Below are 17,820 nucleotides of genomic sequence, written 5' to 3'. Positions count from 1 at the left end.
CTACCTGTTGTAGATTGCTTTTAAAGGGCAGAGGTGAATGTTATTGATTATTCAATAGATATAGTTTGTACAAATGTTTTTCCTGTATTGCTTATCATCTGTAATTTATAAGAACCTGCACTACTAACGTTGATGTGTAGCTGTTGCAGGGCAGAACCGCCGTTATGATTAAAGCTTGTGGTTGTAATACGTTGTCCTGCTGCATTTATTAACCGTACAATATATTTTCCTGCAGGCTGGTTAAACAATTGCAAATTGATAGTAGAACCCTTAACAGGATTAGGATATACCGTAATAGAAGGCGTTTGACTTGTTACTACATTTACGATATCCGTATATTTTATTTGACCTGATAATTCAACAGCTTTGATGCGATAATAACTTTTGCCGGCAAATGGATCAGTATCAATGCTTGCATAAGCTCCATTGCCTTTTACACTCTCCGTATTTATATCAGTAAAGTTTTTACCGTCAGCAGAATGTTGTACAACATATTGTACAATGCCTGTTTCGTTGGTAACATTCCATTGCACCTGTATACCGGCAGTGGTTGGCTGTGCTTTAATACTTGTAAATGTTACGGGAGTAGGCGATGGATTGTAAGTGAATACCAGTCGGAAACGTAGGCTATCCTGTGATCCTGCATTGCCATCTATCTGGAATGACTTGGTAGATACCTGGGTAAGATCAAGCGTATCATTCTTGGATAGATAACGATCCTGTAAAACGGCTGTTAAACCTTCTACATTTAAATTAGTAGGTATGAACTGAAGAACATACAGTTGTTGTTGCATGTTATTCATGCAATAGAAAATAGTATCAGTAGCAGAGATGGACTGTCTGCCTTCAATCCAAAGTTTTTGCCCGTTTCTAATGTCATCAAAGTTTTCTGTAGTATTAGGAAACTTACTTACATCATTTACATCAATATCATCTGAAAATGCACTATTGAATGAAACCACATTCTGATCATTTTTAGTAGTAGGAGAAACACTGGTGCTGTAAAGGTTGGTTATCAATTGCCCGTTAACACCGCTACCTAAAACACCTGTAGGTCTAAAAACATTATTGCTGCCGGTAACTTTACTGCTTTCAGTTAACGTAACATCGCCGGTGCTTTCAGCATGTACAAAGAATGCCTGACCGGATTCGATCCTTGTATTGGTTGATCCTGTATAGCTGCCACCTCCCGGAACCGGTTGCCAGGCGGGTGTGGTAGTAGAGCTGAATGTTTGATAATGTCCCAAAGAGCCGCCCAATAAAAGTTTAGGATCCCATACTACAAACGAATTGTTGATGCCTGCATCTTTGGTGAGTAACGTAAAATCAATGGCAGAAGCATACTTATTACCAATCAAAGCATATTGTCCGCCGGTAACTGTCGTGGTTTGATCACCCTGGTATAAAGGTCCCTGAGTTCTTAAGATCGTTGCGGTAGCAGAAGAAGTACTGGACGAAGGTGTAACGCTTCTATCACCACGTATATAAATCAAATAACCTTGTTGATCCTTTATTTGGTCGTATGTTGAAGTGACTTCATCCCAGCCGTTGCCACCTGCATTGTATTTATACAATGAACCTGTTGTTTGCTGGTAGTCGAAACCGTTAGCAGCCCAATTATTGTTACCATTTCCTGCAGTAATAATAGTACCATACCCATGAACACTATTGCTTCCGCCGGCTTGTCCTTCTTGCCATGTTGCGTTGATGGACTGGGTTGTTTGTGTAGGAACAGATAATAATCTCCATGCCCTTGTTCCCGCATTGTTAGATATATATCTTTCTACTGTAACATCGCCATTAATTGCATTGCCATTGATCAATTGTCCAACGTTTGCGGTACCGGTTGCAGAAGAACGGAGCGTTAAACCATCATTCGTTTCAAAAGTGCTATTGCTTACATTGCCAAAAGAGACACTGTTAGTAATCTTTAGTCCTCCATCTAAAGATACACCTGCAGGATTATTAATTATTAAGGAACCAATGCCTGTGTTAACAATGGCAGCCATGGAAGTACCTGTTAACGTTTGCAGGGAAGACCCATCTAAACTAATTGTACCATTTCCTGTGAAGCCACCGTTGTACCCAATATTTCCTGCAACACTGAGTGTATTGTTTATGGTTAATGGTGCATTAATAGTGATATTATTTGCAAATGCGGCACTGCTTATTACGGGGTTATGTGTTGAATTGGAAATAACTACATCATCTGAACCGGTTGGTACCACACCTGTACTCCAGTTATCTCCATCATTCCAGTCACTGCTGTTAGTTCCTGTCCAGGTAATTGCTGGAGACAGCGAGGCTAATTGTGTGGTGAAATCAGGGTATCTATAAGAAAAATAAAGTTTGTTATTAAAAGGATATAAAAGTCCTACCCCTAAATCGGAACCGCTTACATTATCTATTGCTGTAAAAGAGCTTCCCGAAGTGTAAACTCCTAATTTAACAACGGATGAAGAATAATTATAAGGGAAATAAAGTTTATTATCATAAATAACAGGCTTGGATGTAACTCCTGTACCATTTTCCGGACTGCTCACAACGGTACTTGACGTTCCGTCAAAACGGATCAGGTAATAATACGGAGGACCGCCGCTAAAATGAGAATTTATGTAAAAGAGATTATTATTATAAACGATCATGTTGCCTGAAAAACCATTGTAGTTTACTGTTTCTATAAGAGGGTTATCAATAAGCGTTACGGTAGTTCCATCGAATTTAGCCAATTGCCTTTTAGTAGAAGCATTGGTATAACCAAAATATACGTTACCGTTATATACAACAGGAGTCCATCCTCCTGTACCAATGTTACAACCGGTACCTGCATCTGGATTATTAATTAATGGAAAAGAAGCTGTGCTTACCTTGACTATTTGAGATTGATTGGATTCATTTGTATAAACATCATACAACTCACCATTGTATGTAAATAAACCACCTGTAAACCCATCGCCATTATCAGGATTAGTACCTACCAATGTTATTGTACCGCCATTAAATTTTGCCAATCGTGTGTTTCCTGATGATGTACGGTAATTAAGGTAAAGCTGACCATTATATAAAGTCAGGTTAGAATAATCGTTGGTTAAGCCGGGATCGCCATCATCAGGGTTATTGATAAGTGTTAATGAAGAGCCGTTTACTTTTGCAATAGATGAATTGTTGGTTTCATTATCGTTATATTGAACATATAAATTACCGTTGTAAACTGTAGGTGTTCCATATACAGTGCTCGAATTGTCTGGCATGCTTATATATGTAATAGCAGATCCATCAAAAACTGCTAATTGAGATCCGCCCTCTTGATTTGAGCAAATGAAATATAGCTTATTGTTGAAAACAACTGACCCATACCCCTGGTTAACCTGCAGACTCCCATTACTTGGTACGGTATATAATGTAACTGAATTGCCATCGTACTCTCCTAATTTGCATATCCCGTCATCATAATTTTGAAAACTGTAATAAAGCTTGTTGTTAAAGGAAACAGGAAATCCATCTGAATAAGTAGGATTATAGCCTGTAGGAGCCGGAATAAAATGATACGACTGGGCATTTAGCTGAACGGTCGTTATTAAAATACAGAGGGTCAGAAAACATCGGTGCAAGTAAGATTGGAACATAGTTAATGGGTTTAGTTTTAGTAATGTATTCTATAGGGTAGGCTTATCCGTTAGAAGCTTTTAAAGAGACAGATTATAGAATTAAAAATATACTACAGGCTGTTGAAATTGTTGCTTTATTTATCAACACGTGTTGATAATGCCATGAGAGTGTCAGCGGCTGTTTATGATACGTATTAATTCTCAAACAGATGTAATGAAGAAATAAATGTTAATTGAATGACTTTCTTTTTATGCATAAATAAAAAGCAGGTATTCCGGCAACGTTTGCGTTTTTACAATCACGTTTTGAGAATACCTGCTTTATCAAAAAATATATGCTTACATCATCTTTTTTGACGTGTCTTTTTTAACTGAATCCGGTAAAGATGAAGGTGGAGGTGGAGGTGGAGGCATCATCTTCATCAGGTCCTTCGGGTTCATCATAGACCAATGTTCAATAGCCTTGCCATCTTTGAACTTTACAATTTCTGTAGCTTCCATGGTGTATGTATCGCCCGCCTTATGGCCCATCATGTCGCTGCTGTAAGCACCTGTATATTTTTGCCATGCCATTACATATTCATCATCTGCCAATTCTTTTATTACTTCTGTTTTTTGCGAAGCAACACCTGTTGTCCATTTTTCAAACTGAGTTTTAATGTTGGCAAGTCCTTTTATGTCACCGCTGTCTCCTGCATGATCAACAGCATCGTCTGCTATGTAATCACCCACTTTGCTGAAATCTTTTGAATCGAAACATTGATTAACACCATGCATGGCATCTAAATTTTTTTGTGCAGCGGCAGACATTCCACCCTGGCTCTTAGGCGTACACGAAATACAATAACAGCTTAGTGCTATAACAAGCACTGTTACATACTTTTTCATGTTAAGTAGTTTTTAGTTAATAATTTAAAATAAGGAGTTGCAAGAAGGGATAAATCGCAACAGGTAAGATAGAAACTTTTTTTCTCATCTCATAGCCCAATAGTATAAATAAAAAGCCTGCATTACTGCAGGCTTTTAGTATCAATTGGTTGTTTTTATTTTAAAGAGATAATCCTCCGCTCTTTTTAAGAGCTCTTACCCCTTCGCCAATTTTAAATCCATTATTATATACTTCAATTCTATAATTACCCGGATCAAAAGTGGTGTTTTGTTTCCAGTCAAAACTTATGATCTGGTGTGGAGCCCCCTGTATATAATTAATATTCATTTTCTCTGTATAGAATTTCTGATCGCCGTCTCTTGTATTAAACTTACCCGACCCTAATGCTTCTACTGCAATAGGATTTCCCGAAGGATCTGTAACGCAGATGTACAGTTCTTTTATACCACTTGCCGCCAACCGGTTTTCTCCAATTTCAAAAGCAATTCGCAGCTTATCTACTTTTTTGGCAACAGAAGTTTCTTTTTCCTTGCCGTTATTTTTTTCATCAATACTTAAAATGGAAAAATTAACTGCGCTTAATGTTGTACCTATGTCTATGCTGTCTTCTTTTTGTTTAATGACGTTATAAGCGGAGTCAAGATTTGTTTTATAATCATCCCGTTGTTTTTCTACTGTTTGCTTTTCCTGTATCAAGGTTATTTTTTCGCCGCTTACCTTTTCAATGTTTGTTTTATATCCTTCTATGTTCTCTTTCAATGAACCGATCATTTTTTTAGCATTGCTCAAATCGGTCTTGGAACTATTTTGTTTGAATAACAAATACACAATGCTGTCTTTTTTCATCGTGATCTGTTGTACAAATAAGCTGTTGAGACTGTCTTTTTTAGCATCCAGTGCTTTTAAAGCTTCATAACGTTCATTCGCTTCTTTTAATTCCTGTTGTAATTCGCTTATTTGTGTAGATGAGTTGGAATCGGTAACTGCAGCCGCTTTTAAGCCAAACGCTCTTTTTTGCTGCTGTAATAATTGTTGTTGAATATCGTCAAGCGTCTGGTTCTTGTACCACAAAATATACCCGATAGCAAATGCCAAAGAAAAAAACAGAACGCCTGCCACCAGTGGCATCCAATTATATCTTGGAGGGGTTGCTATTGGTTGATTCGCAGCACTGGGGAAATTCTCATACGCCATAATCAGGTATTTTTTCAGGTGATTAAAAATACAACTTACACGGCTACCATATTGACAGCTTTTGAGAATGTGAATAAAATTTGATAACCTTTAAGAATACTAGGGATCGTTTAAATTAATTGCTGTTTATCAGTCGATTACAATCTACTTTAATAAATATCTAATTCATTGATTTGTTTTCGGTATAAGGGAGGCAAAATAAGCCATTTAATAAAGCCGTCCAATTTGATGAACTTGGAAAATTTATAAAGCGGAAGGATAGGAGAGAGAAAAGAAAATTTTCTGAATCCCAGCAATTCCCGTACTTCTTCAGGAACTACCAATATTTCACCTTCAATTAAAACAGCGAATCTAAAAGCCCCTAAATGTTTTTTGTATTGTTTGAACAGGTCTGCAGAGTAATTACTTTTAATAATGTTTTCTTTTAAATGTTGCTTGCGGGCTATTAACCATTCATTGTAATTTTTGGGTAATTCTTTCAATTGCATTCTTGAACCCATACGATTAAACACATCAAATAGTTCTTCTTTTTCATCATCTGTTAGCTTTCTTTCCAGCAATTCAAATGAGGCTATAGAGTAATGGATCAGCATATACAAAACATCTCTGTATGCCCAATCGGGTATGGAACTTCCCCTGCTGTTCTCAACATGTTTATGAATAGAAGTGATGGTGTCAATAGCTTTCAGCGCATCATCTTCTTTCGAAAACACAATACGCCTGGCATAACTAACGGTAGAGAATAAACGTCCTAATGGATCAGCGGGTAGCTTACCTGTGAAATAAAGCCAGTCCACAGCTTTGTTTACGGCAAACTCAGCAGCAGCGCCGCCAAAAATAAATAGTATCGTATCACTCTTGCCCCATATTTTTCGTACGATCGATTGTTCTTTTACAAAATATTCCATAGTATAAATGTACAGAGTGAAAAAATCAAGCCGCCAAAATTGCTGAAAAAAATGGTTAAAAATATTAATGTTCAAATCCTCCCAGGTAGCCGTTGTACGAGATCGGGTCTTTGTCAAAACTGTTTACATCTAGGTACGTTTTGCCGTCATCATAAATAGTAAATAAAAAATAGTTGATGGTATGTTGATCTTTAGGAGTAATGGTTATCAGCCAACCGCCTTTCTTTTTAGTTGTTACTACATAATCAAAGTCGGTAGAAGTAATGTCGATCCCGATCTTCGTAGGATCTAAAGGCGCTATACGGGATTGTCCAAAAAAAGGTAAAGAAGAAAGTAAACTGTCTTTTGTTAATTTAACGTAGTAATAATCTGTCAATTGCCTGTAGGCTATTCTCATAGGTGTCAGCGATTGTGCAATAAATACAAATGATTTGTTTTTGATCAGATCAGCAACAGCAGGCTTTTTCGCAGACAGGCTATCTTGTCCAACAGCAATAATGTGTAAAAACATTAAAGCAATAAGATAAATGTTCTTTCTAAAAATCATCATACAATTTATGCACAATATTAATGCCGAATACTATTTTTAAATTATTCAAGGTGTTGGATTATATCAAAACTATTCGTTAATTTCAACTACCAATTATTAATAGAAAAACTTACATGTCATGAACGCAAAAAAATTCCTTATTGGTGGAGTGGTGGCAGGCATCATTTATTTTTTATTAGGATGGCTTGCTTACGGAAATTTGCTGGTTCCTTTCTTTTACGATCATCCGGGATTAACAACAGGCTTCAAACGTGATACGCCTTTGTACATTTATATAATTGCCGGGAATTTATTATTTGGCTTTTTATTGTCTTATATATTTGTACGTACGCAGGTAAATACGTTCGGCGATGGGTTTCGCAGAGGCGCCGTTATCGGTTTCCTTGCATCCAGTTCGTACGATTCCCTGCAATATGCAACTACTACACTAACCACCCGTCCGGCAGTGCTTGTGGATGTAATTACATTTACTGTTATATCAGCCATTGCAGGCGCCATAGCTGCTATAGCTTCCGGTTCCGGAGCTCCTGAATTATCTTGATTTGCAGGCTGTCAACTAAATTCTTTTTTCAATAGCAGTTCCGGCTATACGCTGCAAGTCCGGCACAAGCCAGCTCACAAACCTTCACCGTGCTTTTCGCTGCTATCCGGCAGCCTGTCAGCATTGTTTTCATTCTTCACCTGTTATTAATGTTGAAACATAGTTGTAACTTTCAATACAACTTTCTGCTATGAAGAAATTAATTCCAATTTTTAGTTGCTTATTGATAATAACACTACATACTGCTGCGCAACAATTCACAAAAGATGTAAAAGAATATATCAGCATTGATACGCCTGTTATAGCATTGCTGCATGTAAAGATCATTGACGGTACCGGCAGCTCGGCAAAATTGGATCAAACTATTATCATCAATAAAGGCATAATTGAAAAAGTAGGAGATGCAGCAGCTGTCGGCATCCCTAAAAATTGTTATGCTATTGATTGCACCGGCAAAACGATCATTCCCGGTATGGTAATGATGCACGAGCATTTCTTCTATACCGTTGCAGTTCCCGGTTTTTTTAATGTAGCAGAAATGCCTTATTCTTTTCCCCGCATGTATCTCGCAAGCGGCGCAACAACTATTCGTACAACCGGCAGCATAGAACCTTCCACCGATCTCAATATTAAACGAATGATCGGGAAAGGTGAATACATCGGTCCTGATATTGACGTGACGGGACCTTATTTTGAACAGGAAGGGTGGGAAATTCCTTCCCTCAATATTATCAAAGACGAAAAAGATGCTATTCAAACAGTGGACTTTTGGGCAGACAGAGGCGTCACTTCTTTTAAAATGTACATGACCTTAAAGAAGAGCGTTATGCAGGCGGCAATAACAGAAGCGCATAAACGAAACATAAAAGTAACCGGGCATATATGCGCTGTAACGTATCGTGAAGCAGCAGAGATCGGCATTGATAATTTGGAACATGGCTTTTTAGTGAGTACTGATTTTGATAAAAATAAAAAACCGGACGAATGTGATGATGAAGGTGGGGAGAATGCATTAAAGGCATTGCCGGTAAACAGTCCTGAAATGAAAAGCCTTATGGACTTTTTAATTAGTAAACATGTCGCCATAACATCTACCTTGCCGGTGTTTGAACCTTCTACAGGAAGAGAAGTTATTTTAGGCGGCGGCGATAGTGCGTTAGTTCCTGAAATGTTGCAAACAGTTACCAAACGCTGGACAAGAAGGCAAAACAAAGATTCATCAGACATCGACCTGTTTAAAAAAGAAATGGTTTGGGAAAAACAATTCTATGATGCAGGCGGTTTGTTGTTGGCAGGTACGGATCCTACAGGCTCCGGCAGAACATTAGCCGGTTATGGCACCAGGAGACAGGTTGAATTGTTGGTAGAAGCAGGCTTTACAGTGCCACAAGCAATAAAAATATGTTCGTTGAACGGCGCTGTTTATTTAGGTAGAGATAAACAAATAGGAACAGTAGAAGCAGGCAAGTATGCTGATCTTGTTTTAATTGACGGCGATATAGAGAAAGATATCAAAGCCATTCGCAATACAGAAATAGTGTTTAAAAAAGGAGTGGGCTTTAACTCTAAAAAAATATTTGATTCTGTAAAAGGAAAAGTAGGGTTGTATTAAACGGTTGCCCGATAATAAGATCACCAAAAATTAGTTTTATGAAATCTCCATTTGCTGTCAGCATTATATTCCTGTTGCTATTTAGCTGGTCGAATAAATGTATTAGCCAGTCTTATTTCACTTTTAATAATTTATATAACATGTGTCTCTTGACTACTGAAGAAGACATAAGAGATGCCGCTAATAGTTATGGATACTATTCTGATGTATTGGAAGGTCCTTATAAAGACAATTTTGGAAACGAGCTGTCATTCGGAACCATTGATGACATGTTGAATATGTTTTATAAAGTAAAACTAAGTCCGGGAGTAGCTGCTAAGTTTGAAAACGCGTTATACGATGAAAGCTATTTTACGCTAAACGGAAAAGATCCGAAAACAAAATACTATTCATCTTTCAACAGCAGGTTTCAGATCATCTCGGTTAAGGAAGCTAATTATTGGACATTTTCTGTATCCCAACGCTCCAAATCAGATATCAACTTTACCCGGATAGAAAAGCCCAATATTATAAAGGTATCTTCTTATTCAAATTACACTACCATTCAATTAAAAAAAGGAGATGTAGTTACCCTCAAAGCTTCGGGAGAAGTTACATTAGGTCCCTTTGCCGGAACAACCGGACCGGAAGGAATTGATGGATACACTATGTACAATTATGTTCCGGGGTTTAAACAAGGCAGCTTGTTAGGAAGGATTGGTGATGGCGATTGGTTCCTGGTAGGGTATGGTCAAACAATTACCTGTGAGTATAGTGGCGCTTTACAATTGATCGTTAACGACAATGACCCATCCAATAATTCCGGTTATTTCGATGTGGAGTATTTTATTAATAAATAACTCTTCCCGCCAACGGAGGTATTCCTTTGATATAGTTTATATTATTTTATCCCGATAGTTTTCCGGTTATTTTTAAATCAACCATCTTTGCAATCCCAAAAAGAAGTATTGAATGTCTACAAAAAAAAATGCAGCGGTTGGTTTCATCTTTATTACTTTATTAATAGATGTTATCGGTTTTAGTATTATCATCCCGGTAATGCCTACACTGATATCTTCTCTAAAACATGTAAATGCAAGTGCGGCCTCCAGGTACGGGAGCTATCTATTATCTGCTTATGCGGTGGTACAATTTTTTTGTGCGCCTATTTTAGGAAGTCTCAGTGATAAGTATGGTCGTCGTCCCGTTTTACTTTTTTCATTATTCGGTTTTGGAATTGATTATTTGTTTATGGCTTTTTCTCCCAGTTATGGATGGTTATTTGTAGGTAGAATTATTGCAGGGATAACAGGAGCCAGCTTTAGTACAGCAGGCGCTTATATAGCAGATATCAGTACAGCTGAAACAAGAACAAAGAATTTTGGAATGATCGGTGCGGCTTTTGGCTTGGGTTTTTTTGTGGGACCGGCAATTGGCGGACTCATTGGTAAGTTAGGGGATCGTGCGCCATTCTATGTTTCGGCAGCATTGGCATTGTTAAACTGGGTGTATGGTTATTTCGTTTTGCCGGAATCATTAAAAAAAGAAAATCGACGTGAGTTCAGTTGGAAGAGAGCTAACCCGGTCGGTGCTTTACAACATTTAATAAAATATCCTGCACTAAAAGGATTGATGGTGGCTATAGCGTTTTTGAATTTAGCATCATGGGCAGTACAAGGTAACTGGAGCTATTATGGTGTGTATCGTTTTCATTGGGACAAACCAACCATTGGTATCTCTATTAGTATTGTAGGTTTATTGATAGGGTTGGTACAGGCAGGTTTGACAAGAGTAGTAAATCCAAAATTGGGGAATGAGAAAAGCATTTATACCGGTTTGTTTTTCTATGCAATAGGGATGTTTTTATTTGGCATAGCGCCGGTAACCTGGTTAATGTTTGCTTTTTTAGTTCCTTATTGTTTAGGTGGAATAGCACAGCCTGCTTTGCAATCCATCATGGCAACACATGTGCCGCCAAATGCGCAAGGTGAATTGCAGGGAGCTTTAACAAGCATTATGAGTGCCATGTCGATAATTGGACCATTGATAATGAACAACTTGTTCTTTTACTTTACCAATGAAAACAGGTTCCATATTATTTTGCCCGGCGCTCCTTTCTTTTTAGGCACTATATTTTTTGTTTGCAGTGCATTCATTGCTTACAATACATTAAAACACGATAAACATCTTGTGCATGATCCAATCAGTAAATGATTTTAAAAATGTTTTTTTTATCGGTGTTGCCGGAACTGGCATGAGCGCCATAGCTCAATACCTATCGGGTATTGGGAAAAATGTGAGCGGCTCCGACAGGTATTTTACTCCGGACACCTATAATGAAACAAAAGAAAAGTTAGAAGCAGAAGGCATTAAATGTTTTTTACAAAACGGCGAAGGAATAACTGGTGATACTGACTTGATCGTAGTATCTACTGCTATTGAAGATACAGTACCGGAAGTACAAAAAGCAAAGCAATTAAATATCCCGATCTTAAAGCGGTCTGAAGTATTGGCTTTGATCGCTGCAAGTAAGAAAACAATTGCAGTAGCAGGTACCTCCGGCAAAAGCACTACCAGTGCTATGTTGTTTGATATATTAGAGCATGCAGGAATGCAACCGAGCATCATCAGCGGAGCAGGATTGGTGAGTATTATCAAGCAGGGAAAAATAGGCAATGCAAAAGTGGGAACAGGAGAGTGGCTGGTAATTGAAGCAGATGAAAGCGATGGTTCTATTGTGCAATACAAACCTGAAATTGGTTTGTTGTTGAATATAGATAAAGATCACCAGGAAATTGATGAGCTGATATCACTCTTCACTACATTTAAAAATAACAGTAAAAAATTTATCGTTAATCGATCTCATGCATTAACAAAAGATCTTTCTCAAAACAGTGAACAGGATTTTTCTACCAATGAAAATATAAACGCAGGTTATATTGCTAAAGCGTTTCATCAACAGGGATTCAACATTCAATATTCGATCAACAATACTCTATTTTCAATTAATACGGTTGGGCGCCATAATATGGAAAATGCGTTGGCAGCAACTGCGGTTGCTGATCAATTAGGTGTTGATCTGAAAATTGCGGCAGAAGCATTAAAAAATTATGAAGGCATTTATCGTCGTCACCAGGTTTTAGGAAACAAGCACGGCGTTTGGCTGATCGATGACTATGCACATAATCCTGCAAAATGCGCCGCATCAATTGAGGCTTGCCAACAGGTAGCACCAAAAGTTATTGCTTGGTTTCAACCGCACGGTTATGGACCAACACGTTTTTTACGTGCTGATTTTGTAAAAGAAATAGCTGCTGCATTGCGTCCTCAGGATGAAATATGGATGAGTGAGATCTTTTATGCCGGTGGTACTGCTGTAAAAGATATCTCTTCCAATGATCTGATCAATGATATTAGAGCGCTTGGTAAAAATGCTTTCTTTGTAGAAGATAGAAAAGACCTTTTAGAAACAGTTCGTTCACATCTTACCAATGATTGTGTATTGTTATTAATGGGCGCAAGAGACCCGGGCTTGGAACATTTTGCAAAAGAAGTTTGGGACAAATTGTAGCGAATGTATTTCACACAACGGATACAAAGAATACAGCGTAAACAAAGATCAGTTTAATATTTACGTTGTACACTTTGTATCTGTGGTAATTCATTGTGTGAAACAAGAATAACTATGCTCTCGTCGAACTTATCTCCATCGACTTAAACTCACCTGTAGGCATTACAATATACATTTCAAACTTTTGGTGGTTGTCATCAACAATGGTCAATACTTCTTTAACATCCACTTCTTTACCGCTCATAGGGTCAACCATCTTGCCTTTAAAAGTGATGCTTTTTGTTTTATCATCCCATTTGCCTTTTAAGGTCATAGTGCCCGTACCAAAATTATCCAGCCAGGTGCTGGTGAATTCTTTGGTCAAATTATCATAGCCTAACAAGCTAAAGCCTTCAAAGGGCATACCCATCATATCGCCAGTGGTTTTTGTCTGTTGATAGCGTCCACCCAATATCATTTGGTTAACGGCAGTAGCTTTGTTTTTAATGGGAGCATCACCGGGTTTCATCCACATGGTTACGTCTTCATTCCAGGTACCATCGCATTTGGCGATCATTTTATGAACATCACTCGGAGTCATATAATCCTGCCAGGCTTTCATTTGTGCATCTGTTTGTGCAAAGCTGCTTATGTTGCAAAATGCGATAAACAGGGCAACCAATGTCATTGTCTTTTTCATGTTATAAAGTTTAGACATTGAATTTACTGCTTTCTTAAAGCATTTAAAAGTGATTTTTTTGTTACGGGTATCGATATTTCATGGCATCACCGTTGTGTCACTCACTTGTACAGTATATCTTGCTGATCTTTTATAGTATAAGTTGTTGGTCAGGCGAACAATAATGTAACGGCAACGGGCAAAGATGTACTTATTTAAATGAACTATTCATGTCGTTAATTAAGTTGCCCAATCGTGTGATCATAAAAGGATCAATATAGCCGGACGTATCCTTAGTATTATTTAATTCTTTTTTTAAGCTGATCATCCAGTTCTTATACCTGTTTCCTTTAATAGTATCGATAGGCATGGTATTTATCATAAAACGATAATGTTCTAAAACCTCCTGTTCATCAATAGCATGGCGAAAGATGAACTTCCATGCAGAATAACAAAACGTGAATAGTAAAGAAGGGCTGTAGAACATATTTGAAGCTATGCTCCAAAAGTCTTTATCAGAAATAGGATTTTTTGATATTGCTAACTTTAATTGATTGGCTGCAGCTTTCTTTTCACTCCACTCTTTTCTTAAATGCGCGGGCATTTTATAGATGTATATGAAAATAATCAGTATAGAAAGAGCAAGCAATATCCATAGCATTGGCGATTTATCTTGCCAGCCAATTTCTCCTAAAAAAATAGAGGTAACTATACATAATAGCCAGGTTGGTAAAAACAATACACGCCCGTGAAGGCCTTTTACATCCATAATTACACATATAAATGCAGCTATTTGTAAAAAGAATGCATAGAACTTTTCAATAGAAATTTCATTGGTTAAATGCAACAGGCGATCATCTATAAAAGTGTAGCAAATACAAATAAGTACGATAAGAAGCGCTTGAAAAAAAGCAGCTATATTAAAATAGATGCGGATCATAAAAAGTGTTTTCGTTATAATTAAATAGGGAATCAAGATAAAAGATTTTTTTGAATTGCTGTAACTCAAAAGAATCAGTATATCCGTTTCGATTATATTAATTGAACGATTGCCTGAACTCCAACGGAGAAAGATTGGTTTTTGATTTAAATAATTTGCTAAAAGATTGGGAATGCTCAAAGCCCAGCTCGTAAGCGATCTCGCTTACAGATAAAGTAGTGGTAGATAATTTTTCCTTGGCTTTTTCTATCAGCTTATTGTGAATATGCTGTTGTGTGCTTTGCCCGGTTAATACTTTTAATAAGCTGCTTAAATAACCGGAAGATATGTTCAAGGTATCGGCAATGTATTGAACGGTAGGCAACCCCTTGCTTAGCAGCTCATCATTAGTAAAATAATCAGCAAGTAATTCTTCCAAACGGTCAAGCACCTGGTGGTTGCTTATTTTCCGGGTGATGAACTGCCTTTGATAAAAGCGCTCTGAATAATTCAACAGCGTTTCTATTTGCGAGATAATAATGTTTTGACTGAACTTATCAATATTGCTATGATATTCCTGCTGTATGTTTTGAATAATGTTGTTGATCGTAGCTTCTTCCTTTTCGGAAAGAAACAATGCCTCATGTATAGAGTAGTCAAAATATTCGTATTGCCTGATGGTTTTAGCTAAAGGCGTATTCCAAAAAAAGTCAGGATGAATCAATAATATCCATCCCGACCGGTTACTGGGCGCATGTTCATCTACTTCTACTCTTAATACCTGGTTAGGCGCTAAGAAGAACAGGATACCGTTATCAAAATCATATTGCTGTTGACCATAAAACATTTTGCCATGTACACCTCTTTTTATGGAGATAGAATAAAAATCGAATAGCACCGATTTTGATTCAGGCTTGATCAGTGAATAATCTACAATGCTTATCAACGGATGTTCCGGTTGCGGTAAGCCCGACAAGCGATGAAACTCGCTGATGGTTTTGATTTTTGTAGGAGTTGTATTCGCCATAATGTAAAAATAACTTTATAAAATTCTTTTAAAAACGACCGTCTTCGACAAGCTCAGACTGACAGCTTTTAGATATGCTTTGCATGTTGAATGTCAGACTGAGCTTGTCGAAGTCTGTCGAAACGTGGTGAAGCATATTTATATTCCTTGTCCGCCCGAAACTTCAATACGTTGCCCGTTTATCCAATACGCATCATCGGTACATAAAAAGGCAACCACGCCGCCAATATCATCCGGCAATCCAACACGACCTAAGCTTGTAATGCCCGCAATATGTGCATTGATATCTTTATTGTCTCTTGTTCTGCCGCCACCAAAGTCTGTTTCAATAGCACCGGGTGCTATTACATTTACACGGATCTTTCTTGTTCCTAATTCTTTTGCAAAATATCGCGTAAGCGATTCAACTGCAGTTTTCATGGAAGCATATACGGAAGAACCGGGATACGTAAGGCGTGTTAACCCGGATGAAATATTAATTATGCCACCACCATCATTTATAAAAGGCAATGCTTTTTGTGTAAGAAAGAAAACGCCTTTGTAATGAATATTGTAAATAGCATCCATCTGTTCTTCTGTGATATCGGTAACAGGTGAATACAACGCGGTGCCTGCATTATTAATTAAGAAATCGAAATGATTGCTGCCCGTTTCTGTTTGCAGGTAAGCAGTTGCTTCTTTTATAAAGTTGTCAAACAAGCTTGTATTGCTGGTGTCTAATTGGAACGCTACGGCTTTTTGTCCCAACGATATTATTTCTGCTACTACTGCATCGGCAGCTTCTTTGTTACTGTTATAAGTGATAACTACATTGATTCCTTTTTTTGCAATGGCTATTGCCATGTTCTTTCCTAAACCACGACTACCGCCGGTGATCAAGGCTGTTTTAGTTGTTGTGCTCATTTTGTTTTATTTAAATTAGTTATAGTCCATTTGTTTTGTAATTCTCTTGAGTTGTTTTTTACCAAAAAAACTGTCAGTCTGAGCTTGTCGAAGACGGACCTATTTTAAAGACTTCCTATAAAAGAAATCAGGTATTTTAAAACTGAATAAATCTTGTTATGGCTTACTGTTGATTATAAACCGCAGCAAACTCTTTTGCAAAATCAACCAGCTTAGTTTTTCCCAATACCGGTCTGTTACGATAATAATCTTCATACAAAACTCCTGTTCTTCTGCCCGCGTTCATCTCTACATAACCTTTGGCAATTGTCGCATTTACTCCTGTTGCCAACCAGTTGTTTAGCAATTGCTCATCCGGGATAACAGTCCATTGCAAATTAGGTTTACTGATAGCAGTACCTAAAATTTGCGCAACGGCATTGCAGGTAAGCTCATCGCTTGCTACATAGCGTACTTTTCTACCGTTGTATGATTGTGTAATTTCTTCTGCGATAGCCGCGGCAATGTCGATCGGTGAAACCCAGGGCTCTTTTAGATCGCCATAATTGGTAATGATGGCATTCTCTGTTTTTATGCCCCGGATAAACGCCAGTAAATTATAATAAAAGCCTACAGGGCGCATGGTAGTGATTGCAATATCCGTTGGTAATTGTTCAAAGATCTTTTCTACATAATAATGATAAGCCAGCATGCCATTTCCTTTATCGGTATGTGCGCCAATGCTGCTAAGATGAACAACGTGTTTTACACCGGATTGTTCAATTGCTTTTACATAGTTGTTGGCTATGGCATTATGAAGATTGAAAATATCAATGTTTTGATCAAAGAAATTTACAGGTGGTTCCATGCAATAAACGGCATCTGCGCCGGTAAAAGCAGCCGTAAGAAAAGCCGTGTCTTCAATACTGCCGATGGCGGCTATGGCTCCCAATGCTTCTATGTCTTTTTGTTTTTGAGGATTGCTGCTGATGACGGTTACTGTATGTCCTTTGTGTATGAGTTCGATGGTAAGCGGTTTGCTGATATGTCCTAAAGAGCCTGTTACTGCTATTTTCATGTTGTTATTTTTTGATACTACAAAATTCTATCAGCCATACAAAATAAATGTAGCCGAATCTGCTTTTGTTGTAGCCAAAAATGGGAGATAGGTATGCTTGCAAAGTCAAAAAGTATTGTCGCAAGTGCCTGTGGTACTGCCGCAAGCTATACTTGTAGTAGTGCAACATTTGCTTGCATTGCCGCAACTTCTGCTTGTATTGTTGCAAGCTCTTGTTGCAGTAGTGCAAGACTGGTTTGTATTGCCGCCAATAGTAACGTATGTGCCGCAACTACCGGTTGCACTGCTGCAAGATTTGCATGTGGTAGTACAAGTTCTGCTTGCACTACCGCAAGGTATGGTTGCACCAGAACAGTAATTGGCTGTAGCAGTGCAAAATGATTTTGTAGCACGCATAATTGATT

Annotated in this window: 16 protein-coding genes; 5 read left to right on the top strand and 11 right to left on the bottom strand. The window is 37.8% G+C overall.

What is annotated here, in order from left to right:
• Positions 1–47: 47 nt before the first annotated feature.
• From K9M53_RS10295 to K9M53_RS10275, 5 genes are all read right to left on the bottom strand, one after another.
• Positions 48–3,626 carry a T9SS type A sorting domain-containing protein gene (locus tag K9M53_RS10295; protein ID WP_224014511.1) on the bottom strand — a complete coding sequence of 1,193 codons (3,579 nt, stop codon included), beginning with the start codon at positions 3,624–3,626 and terminating at the stop codon, positions 48–50.
• Positions 3,627–3,947: 321 nt separating this feature from the next.
• Positions 3,948–4,496 carry an ester cyclase gene (locus tag K9M53_RS10290; protein WP_224014509.1) on the bottom strand — a complete coding sequence of 183 codons (549 nt, stop codon included), beginning with the start codon at positions 4,494–4,496 and terminating at the stop codon, positions 3,948–3,950.
• Positions 4,497–4,656: 160 nt separating this feature from the next.
• Positions 4,657–5,691, bottom strand: coding sequence for a coiled-coil domain-containing protein (locus tag K9M53_RS10285; protein WP_224014507.1), 1,035 nt, complete (start codon positions 5,689–5,691; stop codon positions 4,657–4,659).
• A 149-nt stretch (positions 5,692–5,840) separates the two neighbouring features.
• Entirely contained in the window at positions 5,841–6,599 is a 759-nt protein-coding gene (locus K9M53_RS10280) for an oxygenase MpaB family protein (protein ID WP_224014504.1), read from the bottom strand.
• Between the two features lie 64 nt (positions 6,600–6,663).
• The gene (locus tag K9M53_RS10275) at positions 6,664–7,110 is read right to left on the bottom strand and encodes a DUF4251 domain-containing protein (RefSeq protein ID WP_224014502.1); all 447 of its coding nucleotides are present in this window, start codon (positions 7,108–7,110) and stop codon (positions 6,664–6,666) included.
• 157 nt (positions 7,111–7,267) lie between these two features.
• Between K9M53_RS10275 and K9M53_RS10270 the strand changes: the two genes are divergently transcribed.
• From K9M53_RS10270 to K9M53_RS10250, 5 genes are all read left to right on the top strand, one after another.
• Complete coding sequence (locus K9M53_RS10270; RefSeq protein WP_224014500.1) at positions 7,268–7,690, top strand: hypothetical protein; 423 nt, start codon at positions 7,268–7,270, stop codon at positions 7,688–7,690.
• A 190-nt stretch (positions 7,691–7,880) separates the two neighbouring features.
• Entirely contained in the window at positions 7,881–9,302 is a 1,422-nt protein-coding gene (locus K9M53_RS10265; RefSeq protein WP_224014498.1) for an amidohydrolase family protein, read from the top strand.
• A gap of 38 nt (positions 9,303–9,340) precedes the next feature.
• Positions 9,341–10,141, top strand: coding sequence for a hypothetical protein (locus K9M53_RS10260; RefSeq protein WP_224014496.1), 801 nt, complete (start codon positions 9,341–9,343; stop codon positions 10,139–10,141).
• A 112-nt stretch (positions 10,142–10,253) separates the two neighbouring features.
• On the top strand, positions 10,254–11,495 hold the full coding sequence (locus K9M53_RS10255; protein ID WP_224014494.1) for a TCR/Tet family MFS transporter: 1,242 nt from the start codon (positions 10,254–10,256) through the stop codon (positions 11,493–11,495).
• Positions 11,476–12,852, top strand: a complete 1,377-nt coding sequence (locus K9M53_RS10250; RefSeq protein ID WP_224014492.1) for a UDP-N-acetylmuramate--L-alanine ligase — start codon at positions 11,476–11,478, stop codon at positions 12,850–12,852. Before K9M53_RS10255 ends, K9M53_RS10250 begins: the two co-directional genes overlap by 20 nt.
• Before the next feature lie 112 nt (positions 12,853–12,964).
• Here K9M53_RS10250 and K9M53_RS10245 read toward each other — a convergent pair whose 3' ends face one another.
• The 6 genes from K9M53_RS10245 to K9M53_RS10220 all read right to left on the bottom strand — a co-directional run bounded on the left by K9M53_RS10245 (position 12,965) and on the right by K9M53_RS10220 (position 17,812).
• The gene (locus K9M53_RS10245; RefSeq protein ID WP_224014489.1) at positions 12,965–13,531 is read right to left on the bottom strand and encodes a DUF1579 domain-containing protein; all 567 of its coding nucleotides are present in this window, start codon (positions 13,529–13,531) and stop codon (positions 12,965–12,967) included.
• Positions 13,532–13,721: 190 nt separating this feature from the next.
• Positions 13,722–14,450, bottom strand: coding sequence for a hypothetical protein (locus tag K9M53_RS10240; protein ID WP_224014487.1), 729 nt, complete (start codon positions 14,448–14,450; stop codon positions 13,722–13,724).
• 97 nt (positions 14,451–14,547) lie between these two features.
• Positions 14,548–15,456, bottom strand: a complete 909-nt coding sequence (locus K9M53_RS10235) for a helix-turn-helix domain-containing protein (RefSeq protein ID WP_224014486.1) — start codon at positions 15,454–15,456, stop codon at positions 14,548–14,550.
• Between the two features lie 138 nt (positions 15,457–15,594).
• Positions 15,595–16,359 (bottom strand): SDR family oxidoreductase, encoded by a 765-nt coding sequence (locus tag K9M53_RS10230; protein ID WP_224014484.1) that lies wholly within the window; start codon positions 16,357–16,359, stop codon positions 15,595–15,597.
• A 163-nt stretch (positions 16,360–16,522) separates the two neighbouring features.
• On the bottom strand, positions 16,523–17,416 hold the full coding sequence (locus tag K9M53_RS10225) for an SDR family oxidoreductase (protein ID WP_224014482.1): 894 nt from the start codon (positions 17,414–17,416) through the stop codon (positions 16,523–16,525).
• Positions 17,417–17,521: 105 nt separating this feature from the next.
• On the bottom strand, positions 17,522–17,812 hold the full coding sequence (locus K9M53_RS10220) for a hypothetical protein (protein WP_224014479.1): 291 nt from the start codon (positions 17,810–17,812) through the stop codon (positions 17,522–17,524).
• Between the last annotated feature and the right edge of the window lie 8 nt (positions 17,813–17,820).

The organism is Ferruginibacter albus (genome assembly GCF_020042285.1).
In the GTDB taxonomy this organism is placed as follows: Bacteria; Bacteroidota; Bacteroidia; order Chitinophagales; family Chitinophagaceae; genus Ferruginibacter; species Ferruginibacter albus.
Note: the sequence above shows the minus strand (reverse complement) of the source record. Positions and strands in the feature narration are given on the sequence as shown.